Below are 14,037 nucleotides of genomic sequence, written 5' to 3'. Positions count from 1 at the left end.
GGCGCAATCAAGTGATCCATTCCCTCTGACACGCACTCGCACAACACCTTTGTAGAAACCGGAGAACATCATGGCTTCCATCACCTACGACAAGGCCTGCTGCGTCTACCCCGGCGCGGACAAACTCGCCGTCGACTCACTGAACCTGGACATCGACGACGGTGAGTTCGTGGTCCTCGTCGGACCGTCGGGCTCGGGCAAGTCCACCGCCCTGCGCATGCTCGCCGGGCTCGAAGAGATCGACTCGGGTCAGATCCGGATCGGTGGCGACAACATGGTCGGCGTCGCGCCCAAGGACCGCGACATCGCGATGGTCTTCCAGAACTACGCGCTGTACCCCAACAAGACCGTCGGGGAGAACATGGGTTTCGCGTTGAAGATGCGGGGCGTGCCCGCCGACGAGCGCAAGCGCAAGGTCGCCGAGGCCGCGCGGTTGCTCGACCTGACCGACTTCCTCGACCGCAAGCCGGCGAAGCTGTCGGGTGGCCAGCGGCAGCGTGTCGCCATGGGGCGAGCCATCGTTCGCGAACCGCAGGTCTTCTGCATGGACGAACCGCTGTCGAACCTCGACGCCAAACTCCGCGTCCAGACCCGTACCCAGATCGCGGCCCTGCAGCGGCGTCTGGGCACCACGACCGTCTACGTCACCCACGACCAGGTCGAGGCGATGACGATGGGGGATCGTGTCGCTGTCCTCAAGAACGGTGTGCTGCAGCAGTTCTCCACGCCGACGGAACTGTACGACCGCCCGGTCAACGCATTCGTCGCCGGGTTCATCGGCTCGCCGGGGATGAACCTCTTCGTGGCGCCGGTCGTCGACGGTGTGATCACCGTGTCGGGCGCCGCCGTGGACATCGACGCCGAAGCGCAGGCCGCGCTGCGTCGTTCCGGTCTGGAGTCCGTGGTCGTGGGCATCCGTCCGGAACACCTCGCGTTGTCCGACGGTGGCACCGGACTCAACGCCGACGTCGCCCTCCTCGAGGAACTCGGCAGCGAAACCTACATCTACGCCAACCTGGCCGACGACTCGGTCCGCAACCTCGACGGCGATCCGATGGTGATGGTCGCGCGGTCTGCCGACCGGGCCCCGGCCAAGCGCGGTGAGGGTATCCGCCTGCGCCAGTCCGACAGTGCGGTGCACCTCTTCGACCCGTCCACCGGAGACCGCATCAACTGACAAGTAGGTCCCGGCCTGCGTGCTCGAGCGCGCGTCGAAACCACCCCGGTGCACCCGCCGAATAGCTCGGAAGGCACCCTCGGAGACTGTGACCATCTGGGAACTAGTCGTCGTACTCGTCGCCGGCGTCGGGGCGGGCGCGATCAACGCCCTCGTGGGCAGCGGAACCCTCATCACGTTCCCGACGCTGGTCGCGTTCGGCGTCCCGCCGGTCACCGCGACGATGTCCAACGCGATCGGCCTCGTCGCCGGCGGGGTGTCCGGAACGTGGGGATACCGGCGTGAACTCGAGGGCCAGTGGCCGCGCCTCCGGTGGCAGATTCCGGCGTCGTTCACCGGCGCGATCGCCGGCTGCTGGCTTCTGCTCCATCTGCCGGAGACGGTGTTCGAGACCGTGGTCCCGATTCTGCTCGTCGCCGCGCTGATCCTCGTCGTCGCGCAGCCCTACATCCAGAGATGGGTGGGCACTCGCACGTCCCTCGGCGGAGACCTCACGCCATCGCACCTCGGTCCCCTGCGGATCGCGGCGATGACCCTCGGGACATTCGCCGTTGGTGTCTACGGCGGCTACTTCACCGCCGCGCAGGGCATCCTCTTGATGGGCATCCTGGGGGTGGTCGTACCGGACCACCTGCAACGGCTGAACGCGGCCAAGAACCTGCTGTCCCTGGTGGTCAACGTCGTCGCCGCCGTCACGTACACGCTGGTCGCGTTCGACCGGATCGATTGGTGGGCCGCGGCGGCCATCGCCGTCGGCTCGCTCATCGGCGGTTTCCTCGGCGCCAGGTACGGGCGGCGCCTCTCCCCTCGCGCGCTTCGCGGGGTGATCGTCGTCGTCGGGCTCATCGGCCTATCGCGACTGCTCGCGTGATCCCGGGGTGCACGGTCGACGTGAATCGACGCCCAGTCGACGGACCTCGGGTCAGTGCGCGGCGGCGGTGTCCTTCTTGCGCCGCGGGATGACGTGCAGGATCGCCACGATGATGGCACCGACCGCGAGGCCGACGACGGCGGAGAGCACGGTGCCGGCCGTCCAGGACAGCACGGCGCCGAAGCCGCCGTGGACCAGCTCTTCGAACCAGTGCTCGACGTCGTGGAGCCGATCGGCGGGCCAATGGAAGCCGGCCTCGCCGACGTTGACGATCAGGATGTGGCCGCCCACCCAGAGCATGGCCGCGATACCGACGACCGTCAGCGTCGACATGATCTTGGGCATGGCGCGGACCAGACCGCGGCCGCTCTTCTGCACCGTCGGCGACTCGCGCTGCGCCAGTGCCAGCCCGACGTCGTCCATCTTCACGATGACGGCGACGACGCCGTAGACGAGCGCGGTGATCAGGAAGGCGACGACCACGAGGACCGCGAGACGGGTCCAGAACGGTTCGGACTCGACGGAGGACAACGAGATGACCATGATCTCGGCGGACAGGATCAGGTCGGTGCGGATCGCGCCGCTGACCATCGTCTTCTCGAACTCCGGACCGGCTTGACCGGCGGTCTGCTCCTCGGCGTGGTGGCCGCCGCCGACCGCCTCCCAGACCTTCTCGGCGCCCTCGAAGCAGAGGAACAGGCCGCCGGCGATCAGCAGGTAGGGAAGCGCCTGCGGAAGGAACTGGCTGAGGATCATCGCCACCGGCAGGATGATCAGCAACTTGTTGCGGATCGAGCCCCGGGCGATCTTGCGCACGATCGGCAACTCGCGGTCGGGCGTGAAACCGTGGACATAGCGAGGTGTGACCGCGGTGTCGTCGACCACGACTCCCGCCGCCTTGACGCTGGCCTTGCCGGCCGCCGCGCCGATGTCGTCGAGAGATGCGGCGGCCGCCCGGGTGAGGGTCACGATGTCATCGAGCAGGGCGACGAGACCACTGGCCACGTGAACCTCCGGGGTTCGAGGAACTGAGTTCTCGAACAGTATGCCGAAACGGACGCGGACCACACCGTGCAGAGGCGGTCCGCGTCCGTTTCGTCGGATTCGGTTGTCGGGCGCCGGATGACGCCGGGTCGGGTCAGGTACGCGCGGGAACGGCCGGGGTGTCGTCGGCAGCGTCACCGGCCTCGCCGAGTCCGCGGTGCTTACGTCGGATCGTCAACAGCGTCAGCAGACCGATCGCGCTCGAACCGATGAGGAAGTAGGCGGGGGAGAGCGAGTTGCCCGTGCGGTCGATGAGCCACGTGGCGATGTAGGCGGCGGTCCCGCCGGCCAGGACCGTCGACAGGTTGAAGCCGAGGGCCACACCGGTCAGACGAACCTTCGTGTCGAACAGCGACGGGAACAGCGGCGCGGTGGCGACCTGGATCAGCGGGGTGCACAGTGCGAACACCGCGAAGGCGATGGCGGCCACCGCCAGACCGTGACCGGTCATCAGAGCCATCGCGGGGTAGGCGAGGGTGGCGGCGGTGAGCAGTCCGGCGATGAGGACGGGCCGACTTCCGAAGCGGTCCACCAGGATTCCCGCCAAAGGCATACACGATGCGATGAAGACGATAACGCCGGCGGCGGTCCAGGTGACCGCGGTCTGACTGTATCCACCCTCGCGGACGAGGTGGATGCCGATGTAGGTGAGCACCATGTACCCGGTCGCGTTCTGGGCGATACCCAACCCGAGGACCTGCAGGACCTGGGCGGGTTGGCTGCGCAACAGCTCTCGGAGCGGCGCCTTCGGCAGTTCGCGCCGTTCGGCGGTCTTGGTGAACTCGGGCGAGTCCTCGATGCGGGTTCGCAGCCACAGGCAGAGGACCAGCAGCGGTAGGCCGGCGACGAACGGGATGCGCCAGCCCCAACTGTCCATCTGGGCCTCGGAGGTCAGTGCCGAGGTGGTCGCGACGACGATCGCAGCCAGGGCGAAGCCACTGTTCGAGCCCAGTGCGACGATCGATCCGCCCAGACCGCGACGCTTCGGTCCGACGATCTCGTAGACGTAGGTCAGCGCGCCGCCGAGCTCACCGCCCGCCGAGAAGCCCTGGAGCAACCGGGCGATGACCAGCAGGATCGGCGCGAGGACCCCGACCGCGGCGTAAGTGGGCAGCAGGGCCATGAGCGTGGTGCCCACACCCATCAGGATCACCGACACCAGGAGCGCACGCTTGCGGCCGAAGCGGTCGCCGAGACGTCCGAAGAAGATGCCGCCGATCGGCCGCATCAGATATGCCGACGCGAAGACGGCGAGGCTGGACAACAGCGAGGCGGTCGGGTCATCGCTGGGGAAGAACAGCGGGCTGACCACGACCGCGAGGTACGCGTACACCGTCAGGTCGTAGTACTCGACCACCGTTCCGATGCCGGCCGCGACGACCGCTCGCCGGCTCCGTCGATCCTGGGATGCCATGAGGTCTCTTTCTGGGAGTGGACTCTGGGGGCACTAATATGTACATATTTAGTGAGACGTGGGTTACTGTAGAACGCGTCACGAGCAATCGGCAAGAGCATCCGGAGGAATCACCATGCGTCCCACGCACTCTCCACGTCCCGATCTCGCCGTGCGCTACCGGGCGGCGGGGCATTGGCGCGACCAGACGGTCGATCACTTCCTCGAGCGGGCCGCCGCGCGGTATCCCGACACGGTTGCGGTCATCGACGGCGACCGGCGGCTGACCTTCGCCGATGTGGAACAGCAATCCCTGCGCCTGGCCGCGGCGCTCCACGACCGCGGTGTGCAGCCGGGCGACGTGGTGTCGTTCCAGCTCCCCAACTCGGCCGACGCGGTGGTCGTCTTCCACGCGATCCATCGGGTCCGAGGTGTCGCCAACCCGATCGTGCCGATCTACCGGGAACGCGAGGTCGGGTTCATCCTCGGCCAGGCGGGCACCAAGGTCGCCTTCGTTCCCGGAACACACCGAGGATTCGATCACGTCGCGATGTATGCGAGTCTCCGACAACGACTTCCGGAACTGGACCTGGTCGTCACGACCGATGGCCGGGCAACCGACGACCAGACCGTCGGACTCGCCGATCTGATCGCGTCCGCGACGCCGGAGATGATCGAGGCGGTGCGCGCACTGCCGCCCGCCGATCCCGACGACGTATGCCTGCTGCTGTACACATCGGGGACCACCGCCGATCCGAAGGGCGCGTTGCACAGTCACAACACCCTCGTGTTCGAGAACATGTCGATGATCGACACGTTCGGACTCAACGAGCGCGACGTCGTGTTCAACCCGTCGCCGGTGACGCATGTGACGGGCGTGAACTGCGCCCTCACCCTGCCCTTCCTCCTCGGTGCGCCGGTGGTGCTCCAGGACGCGTGGGACCCGGAGGTCGCACTGACGAGGGTGCTCGAGGAGCGCGCCAGCTTCATGATCTTCGCGACCCCGTTCCTACGTGGCCTTTTGGACGCGGCCGTCGCGCGTGGCGTACGCACACCGTCGGTGCGCTACATCATCTGCGGGGGTGCCGACATCCCGGACTCGCTGGTGACCAGATCCACCGAGGTGCTGGGCACCGTGACGCGGATGTACGGCGCCACCGAGGGGCCGTCGGTGACGTCCGCCAATCGCTCCGACGAACCCCGCCTGCGTACCGGGACCGATGGCCGCGTGCTCGCCCCGACCGAGGTCATCGTGTCCGACGGCGCCGGGGGTATCGCTGCGACCGGCGTCGTCGGTGAGGTGCTGTGGCGCGGGCCCGACACCTTCCTCGGATACCTCGACGCATCGCTCAACGACGAGGCCTTCACCGCCGACGGATTCTTCCGCAGCGGTGATCTCGCCTACTTCGATGCCGACGGTGGAATCCACATCGTCGGCCGGATCAAGGACATCATCAATCGGTCCGGCGAGAAGATCAGCACCCACGACGTGGAGAACGAACTGAGTGAGCATCCCGCGGTCGCCGAGATCGCGGTCGTCGCCGGGCCGGACGCCCGAACCGGGGAGCGGGGGTGCGCCTTCGTGGTCACCCGGGACGCCGTCGACCTCACCCTCGAGGAGGTTCGAGAGTTCCTGTCCGCGAGAGGAATGGCGATGCAGAAGGTCCCGGAGAGCGTGTTCGTCGTCGACTCCCTGCCGAAGACGGCCAGCGGGAAGATCCAGAAGTTCGCCCTCCGCGACTGGACCCGCGACCGCAACACCACACCGCCGCAGATGCAGGCCGTGACCATCTCCGCGGCGCACGAACGGTGAGAAATCCAGCAGGACAGCACGACCGAGCAGGACAGGAACGACGAGAATGACGACGACCGCACCGGGCGCGATCACGCTCGATGACTACGAAGAACAGGCGCGGACCTGGCTCGACGCCGAACTCCCGGCCCGGGCTGCACAGGAGCACGACCCGACCTACGCCATCTTCCACAATCGGACACACGACGAGGAACGTGCGCTGATCGACGCGGCGCGCGCGTGGCAGGCCCGACGCGTGGACGCAGGCTTCGGCGCGATCACCTGGGGCCCGGACTGGGGCGGGCCGGGTCTCACCGCGGGCCACGAACGCGTCTACGTGAACCTCGAACGCGGGTACCAGGCCCCCGACCGGCACGAGAACGTCCTGGTGACAGTCGAACTGGTGGCGCCGACCCTGCACGCACTCGGGACCGACGAGCAGCGGGAGCGGTTCGTCCGCCCCTTCCTGCGCGCGGACGAGCTGTGCTGCCAACTGTTCTCCGAGCCCGGGGCGGGTTCGGACCTGGCCGGCTTGTCGACGAAAGCCGTTCGGAGTGGGGACACCTGGCGGATCAACGGCCAGAAGGTGTGGAGTTCTGGCGCGCAGTTCTCCGAGTGGGGTCTGCTCATCGCCCGGTCCGATCGGTCGGCGCCGAAACACAAGGGCATGACCGCATTCATGGTCCCGATGGACACGCCCGGCGTGGAGGTGCGGCCGATCCGACAGATGTCCGGTGGGTCGACGTTCAACGAGGTCTTCCTCTCCGACGTCGAACTGCCCGACGCCCTGCGGGTCGGTGCCGAGGGCGACGGATGGAAGGTCGCGCTCACCACACTCGGTTTCGAGCGGAACTCGAGCGCCGGGATCGTCAGTGCTGGCGGCAACAGCGTCGACCTCGCCCGCCTCGTCGACCGTCTCGGACTGTCCGACGACCCGCTGGCCCGGCAACGTCTCGGCGATGCCGCGATCTACGAGCGGGCGGCGGCGCTCATGGTGGCGCGCTACGCCGAACGTGAACGGGCGGGTGCCGTGCCGGGCGTCGAGGGCTCCATCGGCAAACTCGTGTGGACGCAGAACCTGAAGCGCGTCGGCGACGCCGCGGCGTCGTTCCTCGGCGACCGGATCGTCGCCGACACCGGCGAGCCCGACACGTTCGCATGGTCGGAGCATCTGCTCGGCGCACCCGGGTACCGCATCGCGGGCGGCTCGGACGAGATCCAACGGAACATCATCGGCGAACGCGGCCTCGGACTGCCGCGCGAACCCCGCTAGGAGTACACATGCCCATCGAACTCACCGTGGAGCAGCGCGATCTGCAAGCCGCCCTCACCGATGCGTGGTCGGAACACGCTCCGGCGCAGGATGTCTGGCCGTCGATTCGGGAACTCGGACTGACCGAGATCCCGTTTCCGGAGGATCTGGGCGGGGCCGGGTACGGGGTGAAGGACGCGTCGGTCGTGATGACCGCCCACGGTCGCTGTCTCGGTTCCTCGCCGTACCTCTCGTCGGTGATCATGGCCGGCCTCACCCTGCTCCATGCCGCCGACGACGAGGGGCGACGGGCACACCTGCCGGCCATCGCGTCCGGGGAGCGGCGCGCCGCGCTCGTCTGCGGCCCCGCCGTGGTCTCCTCGTCGATCGGTGCGGAGGTCACCGATGAGGGAACGCTTGTCCTGAACGGACGGCAGGACGTCGTCCTCGACGCGGCGTCGGCCGACGTGCTCGTGGTCGTCGCGCACACCGCGTCCGGTGTGGAACTCGCCGTCGTCGACGGTGGCGCTGCCGGCATCGGCCGCCACCAGCGTGAAAGCCTGGATCTCACACGAGAGTTCGCGACTGTCGAGTTCACCGGTGTCGAGGCGACCCGGGTGTCGGGGCCGGAACTCGAGGCGCGGCTGCGCCGGGTGCGGTCGCTGCTGATGATCGCCCTGGCTGCCGAGCAGGTGGGTATCGCCCGCCGGTGCCTCGAGATGACGGTGGGGTACGCGAAGACGCGGCAGCAGTTCGGTCGCACGATCGGATCCTTCCAGGCGCTCAAACACCGCCTCGTCGACATGCTCGTGGCCACCGAGCTCGCCGAGGCGACGGTCCTCGACGCCGCGGATGTCGACCGCTTCGACGACGCGGATCTGGCCGAGCGGGCCGCGTCGGCTCGCGTGCTGGCCTCGCGGGCCGCCATGTACGCCGCGGAGGAGGCCATCCAGATCCACGGCGGGATCGGGTTCACGTGGGAGCACCCGCTGCATCACCACTTCCGGCGGGCCAAGACCGACCAGTTGTTGTTCCAGGACGAGGGCGTGCACGTCGACACCGTCGCGCGCGCCATGCTCGGACGGGCCCGCGCGGCGTCGGTGTGAGCGCCGGCGGAGCGGTTCCGGATCGGCGCGTTCGGCCTAGTCGTCGTCGCTGACCTGCGGAGCGCTCGGCGCGCAGCCGCGAAATCCGTCGCTGGTCGAGCCGGCCCCGAGCGGAGCGAGGCGCCCCTCCCCGCGCTGGTTGAGCTGGCACACCTCCGCCGGTTGAGCCGGCAACGAGCCGCTAGGCGAGTCGCCCACCCCCGCTGGTTGAGCCGGCAACGAGCCGCTAGGCGAGTCGCCGTGTCGAAACCACCTGGCAACCCGACGAACTCAGCCATCGCCAACCCGGACGGCACCATACCGCAACGCCCAGAGCCCATTTCGTCGACAACGATGTCACTCCTGTGGAGACTCAACCGGAATTGTCGGTGGCCGGGTTTACATTGTTTTTCAACGGATCACCTGGTCGCAGCGGGTGAGTGGACAGGCGTCGGGGGGCGTGGTGAAGGCTTGGACCGATCTACCGGGCCAGTTCGTCGCCGGGGTCGATCCTGCCCACGCCGCCGAGACCGACATGGTGTTGTTGATGGCCGGCCTCGACGCCACCCGGCGCGGCGAGTCCTACCTCGCCTGGCACCGCTATCAGACGATCGCGGCGATGACCGACCGCCTGATCACCACCAGCGCGTCCGGGTTCGTGATGGACGGCCATGCCGATTGCGCGGCCCGCATCGCCCGCCAGGCCGGGGTGTCCCGCCGGCACGCCGAAACCCTGATCGATGAGGCGATCGCGCTGCGGGATCGGCTCCCCGAGGTTGCCGACACCCTGCGTGACGGGGTCCTGTCGCAGTGGCAGATCCGGTTGGTCATCTCCCGCACCGAACTGATCCCCACCGATGACCCGATCACCCCCGCGTTGGATGCCGAGATCGCCGACACGGTGCGTCGCCGGAAAGGGGTGTGGGATCGGGCGCGGCTGCGGGACATGGTCGACCGCCTCGTGTTCCGCCACGACCCCGACGCGGTACGGCAACGCCGCCAAGACGCGATGGATCAGCGTGGGGTGTGGACCCACGAACTGCCCGACGGCACCGCCGAACTCACCGCCGTGATGTCGGCGGAAAACGTGCGGATCTCGGCCAAAGCCGTCGCCATCCTCGCCGACTCGGTCTGTCAGCGGGATGGCCGCACCCAGGGGATACGACGATCCGATGCGATGTTCGCGCTGTTGACCCGCACCAGCTTCGACTGCCAGTGCGACGATGAACAGCCGTGCACTGCCGACATCCCAGACCCGCAAAGCGTCCTCGACGCGGTCCGCGCCGAGGTCGTGATCCATGTGGTGACCGATGCCGCGACCCTGGCCGGGGCACCCGGGGTGGGGTTTCTCGACGAACACGGCATCATCAGCGATGAGCATGTCCGTGACCTCGCCGCCCGCCCGGACGCCACGCTGTCCCCGGTCACCCCCGCCCGCACCCAACCCACCTACGTCGCCCCCAGCACCAATGACGATGACCAGCGGCGGACCGCCCAACGCCCGGCACCAGCCGAGGACACCCGAGCCGACAGCGAGAAGCATTCCACCGCAACCCACTTCGGCGACTCGACCGATGTCACCGCCGCGGGTGTGGCGGTGGTGTATCCGGCGACCCATCCCGGCAACGGGTATCGGCCCACCGCGTCGTGTGCTGATTTCGTGCGGGTGCGGGACGGGTATTGCACCGAACCCGGCTGTACCCGTTCGGCATTCGCGTGCGATCTCGACCATGTCACCGAGTACGACCACACCGACCCCGCCCGGGGTGGGGCGACGTCGAGTGAGAACCTCAACACCAAATGCCGCCCCAGTCACCTCTTCAAGACCCACGGGGACTGGGTTGATGTGCAGTACCGCGACGACGACGGTCGCCTGGTCACCGAATACGAAACGCCCGAAGGGGTCACTCTGCCCGGCGACGCCGAGACGCTGGAAGACACCTTCCCGAACCTTCGGCGGATCCGGTTCGAGCAAGCCGCCCAAGCCCCACCCACACCACGGGTCATCGCCTCCGACAACCCGGAGCGCACACACAGCCGACTGGACGCCAAACTGGCCCGCCGGCGACAAGAACGCGCCCGAAACAAACGAGCCCGCGAAGAACTCGACCGCATCGACCCACCGCCGTACTGACCCGAGAGCACGTGGGGCTCCAATCTGATGACGCGAGTTGTCAGACTTGGTAGCCTGTCGCCACGAGATCGCCGTTCGGTCGACCCCATCGGGACGGCGAACGGTGACCTGAGTGCGAAATGCGGTGAACTGATCAGTGTGACAACCGATTCGGGTGAAACGGACATCGGTCGGCATGGTCGGCATATCCTGCACCTGTGGCACGGCTGGTGACGACGGTGACCAGGGTGCGTCGGGCGCGCAGCGAACCGGAAGAGAGCGACGACGCGGCCCAGCCGCGGAAGGTGGGGTGGACATGGTCTCGGTGACCGGTGCGGTCGGCACGGTGGTGGAATCGGCGCAGGATGCCTTTGGGGCGTTCAAGGTCCTGCGGCGATCGGGTCTCGTGGATCCGACGAAACCCAAGGAGCTGCTGACCACGGTCAAGCGGGCCAAGATCATCGGTCCGTGTGCGGCGGCTGTGGCACACGGTGCCGACGAGTATCCCGAGGCCGGAGCCGTCGCCGACGAGCACGGCGAGCTCACCTTCGGTGAACTCAATGCGCACGCCAACGCACTCGCCAACCACCTGCTCGCGTCCGGCATCAAGCCGGGATCGGTCATCGGCGTCATCGCGCGGGACCACCGGGGTCTGCTCACCACCATGAGCGCCGCGGGCAAGGCCGGGTTCCGCCTGGCCATGATGAACACCGGCTTCGGCAAGACCCAGTTCGCCGAGGTCGCCGAACGCGAGAAGATCGTGGCGATGCTCTACGACGAGGAGTTCACCGACCTCGCCGACTCCCTCCCCGCCGACACCCTGCGCATCGTCACCTGGATCGACGGCAACCGCCCCGTCGGCGACGGCGTCCAGACCCTCGACGACATCGCAGCCACCGGCGATACGTCGACTCCGCCCGAACCAGCCGCGTGGGGTGGACTCGTCATCCTCACCAGCGGCACGACCGGACTGCCCAAGGGCGCCCAGCGATCCAAGATGTCACCGTTCGCCAGTGCGCTTCTGCTGGACCGGATCTCGTTGCCGCAGCGCAGCGCCATGGTGATCGTCTCGCCGATCTTCCACTCCACCGGTTTCGCATTGTGGGGGGTGGGGACGGCGCTGGGCAACAAGACCGTGGTGATGCGTCGGTTCGACGCGGAGAAGACCCTCGCCGCGATCGCCGAGCACAAGGCGGAGGTGCTGGTCGCCGTCCCGACCATGCTGCACCGCATGGTCGCCCTGGGTCCCGACGTCATCGGCAAGTACGACGTGTCGTCGCTGAAGATCGTCGTGCTCGCGGGTTCGGCTCTGTCGCCGACACTTTCGGAAGCCATTCAGGACACGTTCGGTGACGTGCTCTACAACCTCTACGGCTCCACCGAGGTCGCGATCGCCACGGTCGCGCAACCGAAGGAGCTGCGTCTGGCACCGGGGACGGTGGGCCGCGCACCGGTCACGAGCCGACTCGCGCTCTTCGACGACAAGGGCAACCGGATCTCCGGGACCAACGTGCGCGGCAGGCTGTTCGTGCGCAACGGCGCCCCGTTCGAGGGGTACACCGACGGCCGCAACAAGGAGATCATCGACGGTTACATGTCCACCGGCGACATGGCCCGGTTCGACGAGCACGGGCTCCTCCACATCGACGGCCGCGACGACGACATGATCGTCTCCGGCGGCGAGAACGTCTACCCGCTCGAGGTGGAGAACCTGCTCGGCGAGCATCCCGACATCGACGACGTGGCGGTCATCGGCGTCGACGACGACGAATACGGAAAACGTCTGCGCGCCTTCATCGTCGCCGCCGAACATGCGAACCCCACGCCTGAGGACATCAAGGCGCACGCCAAGAAGCACCTCGCCCGGTACAAGGTGCCCCGCGACGTCGTCTTCGTCGATGACCTGCCCCGCAACCCCACCGGCAAGCTCGTCCGCCGGCACCTCCCGACCGGCCCGCTCTGACCCTTCGAGGCTCGTCGTTTGCGCTCCTCGCACCTCAGGGAGCAGGGGGTTGGCTCGCGTCAGGAAGTGCCCGAGGTCAGCGCGCGTACGACGAGATGCAGTGCGGCAGTGGTGGTCAGCGACCGGACACGCTCGCGGTCACCGGGGAACTTGCGCGTGACGGTGACCGTGGGCCGGTCGCGTAGAGCCACACCGAAGCACACGGTGCCGACCGGTTTCGTCTCGGTGCCGCCACCGGGGCCGGCCACTCCGGTGGTCGACACCGCGACATCGGTTCCGAACCGTGCGAGCGCACCCTCGGCCATCGCGGCGGCGACCTCCTCGCTGACGGCTCCGTGCGTGGCGATGAGCTCGGCCGGGACGTCGAGCAGATCCGACTTGGCGTCGTTGGAGTACGACACCACGCCGCCCATCACATAGGCCGAGGAGCCGGGCCGGTCGGTGAGCCGGGCCGCGACGAGTCCGCCGGTGCACGATTCGGCAGTCGCGATCAGTCGCCCGTCCAAGGCGTCGACCAGGAGATCGTCGATCGTGGAGCCGTCGGTCGAGAAGATCTGCCGCCCATGATGTTCGACGAGGAGGTCGAGGAGTGCGTCGTAGACCGATGAATCTGCGGCGGCGAATCGGGTGACCATGTCGAGTTCGCCTCGCCGCAGGCACGTGGTGATCTCGAGTTGCCCGAATGAGGGGATCGCGCTCTCCGCCGATCGCAGCGTCTCGGCGAGTTCCGCTTCGAGGAGACCGTAGGCGCGGATGGTCGCCTGACGCAGATCGTCGGCGCGGGACAGGACGTCGGCGACGGCAGCCGTGGCGATCGCGGTCGGCCACATCGCCTGGAGCTCCGAGGGCGGGCCGGGCAGGACGACGATCGTCGGCACGCCGGCCGCCGCGGGGATGACGACACCCGGCGCGGTGCCGGTCGGTGGAACCGGAACTGCCCCCACCGGTACCAGGGCCTGCTTGCGGATACCCGCCCTCGTCGGGCTGGAATCGACGTCGAATCCGATCCCGCGCCAGCGCTGGATGATCGCGGCGATGTGCTCCTCGAGTCCGGGATCGAGGAGTAGTTCGCGGCCGCAGAACTCGGCGACGGTGGCGACGGTGAGGTCGTCGGCCGTGGGGCCGAGCCCGCCGCTGGTGACGATCAGATCCACCCGCTGCTCGGCGAGGAAGCGCAGTTGCGCGGTGAGGTCGGCGGGCCGGTCGCCGCAGATCGTGATGTGGGCGACGTCCACCCCGAGTTCGAGGAGTTCCTCGGACAGCCATGGCCCGTTCTGGTCGGTGATCCGGCCGGTGAGGACTTCGGTTCCGGTGACCACGATGCCTGCGCGCACACTCACGCCATCG

The 14,037-nt window shown here is 68.0% G+C and carries 10 protein-coding genes; 7 read left to right on the top strand and 3 right to left on the bottom strand.

Annotated features, from left to right (window positions below; translation table 11 throughout):
• Positions 1–70: 70 nt before the first annotated feature.
• Together ugpC and GR168_RS21810 are read left to right on the top strand one after the other, a co-directional pair.
• Positions 71–1,177 (top strand): sn-glycerol-3-phosphate ABC transporter ATP-binding protein UgpC, encoded by a 1,107-nt coding sequence (ugpC, locus tag GR168_RS21815; protein ID WP_058252812.1) that lies wholly within the window; start codon positions 71–73, stop codon positions 1,175–1,177.
• 88 nt (positions 1,178–1,265) lie between these two features.
• On the top strand, positions 1,266–2,048 hold the full coding sequence (locus GR168_RS21810; RefSeq protein ID WP_159371667.1) for a sulfite exporter TauE/SafE family protein: 783 nt from the start codon (positions 1,266–1,268) through the stop codon (positions 2,046–2,048).
• A 51-nt stretch (positions 2,049–2,099) separates the two neighbouring features.
• Here GR168_RS21810 and GR168_RS21805 read toward each other — a convergent pair whose 3' ends face one another.
• Together GR168_RS21805 and GR168_RS21800 are read right to left on the bottom strand one after the other, a co-directional pair.
• Positions 2,100–3,053: a DUF808 domain-containing protein gene (locus GR168_RS21805; protein ID WP_159371666.1), complete on the bottom strand. Its 954-nt coding sequence runs from the start codon at positions 3,051–3,053 to the stop codon at positions 2,100–2,102.
• Between the two features lie 133 nt (positions 3,054–3,186).
• Positions 3,187–4,506, bottom strand: a complete 1,320-nt coding sequence (locus GR168_RS21800; RefSeq protein ID WP_159371665.1) for an MFS transporter — start codon at positions 4,504–4,506, stop codon at positions 3,187–3,189.
• A gap of 115 nt (positions 4,507–4,621) precedes the next feature.
• Here GR168_RS21800 and GR168_RS21795 point away from each other — a divergent pair, with 115 nt between their 5' ends.
• From GR168_RS21795 to GR168_RS21775, 5 genes are all read left to right on the top strand, one after another.
• Complete coding sequence (locus tag GR168_RS21795; RefSeq protein WP_159371664.1) at positions 4,622–6,298, top strand: AMP-binding protein; 1,677 nt, start codon at positions 4,622–4,624, stop codon at positions 6,296–6,298.
• A gap of 46 nt (positions 6,299–6,344) precedes the next feature.
• Entirely contained in the window at positions 6,345–7,550 is a 1,206-nt protein-coding gene (locus tag GR168_RS21790; RefSeq protein ID WP_159371663.1) for an acyl-CoA dehydrogenase family protein, read from the top strand.
• Between the two features lie 8 nt (positions 7,551–7,558).
• On the top strand, positions 7,559–8,635 hold the full coding sequence (locus tag GR168_RS21785) for an acyl-CoA dehydrogenase family protein (RefSeq protein ID WP_159371662.1): 1,077 nt from the start codon (positions 7,559–7,561) through the stop codon (positions 8,633–8,635).
• 439 nt (positions 8,636–9,074) lie between these two features.
• The gene (locus GR168_RS21780) at positions 9,075–10,748 is read left to right on the top strand and encodes an HNH endonuclease signature motif containing protein (RefSeq protein WP_159371661.1); all 1,674 of its coding nucleotides are present in this window, start codon (positions 9,075–9,077) and stop codon (positions 10,746–10,748) included.
• 295 nt (positions 10,749–11,043) lie between these two features.
• Positions 11,044–12,690, top strand: coding sequence for an acyl-CoA synthetase (locus GR168_RS21775; protein WP_159371660.1), 1,647 nt, complete (start codon positions 11,044–11,046; stop codon positions 12,688–12,690).
• 59 nt (positions 12,691–12,749) lie between these two features.
• Here GR168_RS21775 and GR168_RS21770 read toward each other — a convergent pair whose 3' ends face one another.
• Positions 12,750–14,030: a competence/damage-inducible protein A gene (locus GR168_RS21770; protein ID WP_159371659.1), complete on the bottom strand. Its 1,281-nt coding sequence runs from the start codon at positions 14,028–14,030 to the stop codon at positions 12,750–12,752.
• Between the last annotated feature and the right edge of the window lie 7 nt (positions 14,031–14,037).

Origin of the sequence: Gordonia sp. JH63, assembly GCF_009856645.1 — a bacterium.
Classification (GTDB): Bacteria; Actinomycetota; Actinomycetes; order Mycobacteriales; family Mycobacteriaceae; genus Gordonia; species Gordonia hongkongensis.
Note: the sequence above shows the minus strand (reverse complement) of the source record. Positions and strands in the feature narration are given on the sequence as shown.

What these genes read in the sequence shown, in the direction of transcription:
- GR168_RS21795 (WP_159371664.1), top strand. Translation starts at nt 4,622, where the DNA reads ATGCGTCCCACGCACTCTCCACGTCCCGATCTCGCCGTGCGCTACCGG.
- GR168_RS21800 (WP_159371665.1), bottom strand. Translation starts at nt 4,506, where the DNA reads ATGGCATCCCAGGATCGACGGAGCCGGCGAGCGGTCGTCGCGGCCGGC.
- GR168_RS21790 (WP_159371663.1), top strand. Translation starts at nt 6,345, where the DNA reads ATGACGACGACCGCACCGGGCGCGATCACGCTCGATGACTACGAAGAA.
- GR168_RS21785 (WP_159371662.1), top strand. Translation starts at nt 7,559, where the DNA reads ATGCCCATCGAACTCACCGTGGAGCAGCGCGATCTGCAAGCCGCCCTC.
- GR168_RS21775 (WP_159371660.1), top strand. Translation starts at nt 11,044, where the DNA reads ATGGTCTCGGTGACCGGTGCGGTCGGCACGGTGGTGGAATCGGCGCAG.
- ugpC (WP_058252812.1), top strand. Translation starts at nt 71, where the DNA reads ATGGCTTCCATCACCTACGACAAGGCCTGCTGCGTCTACCCCGGCGCG.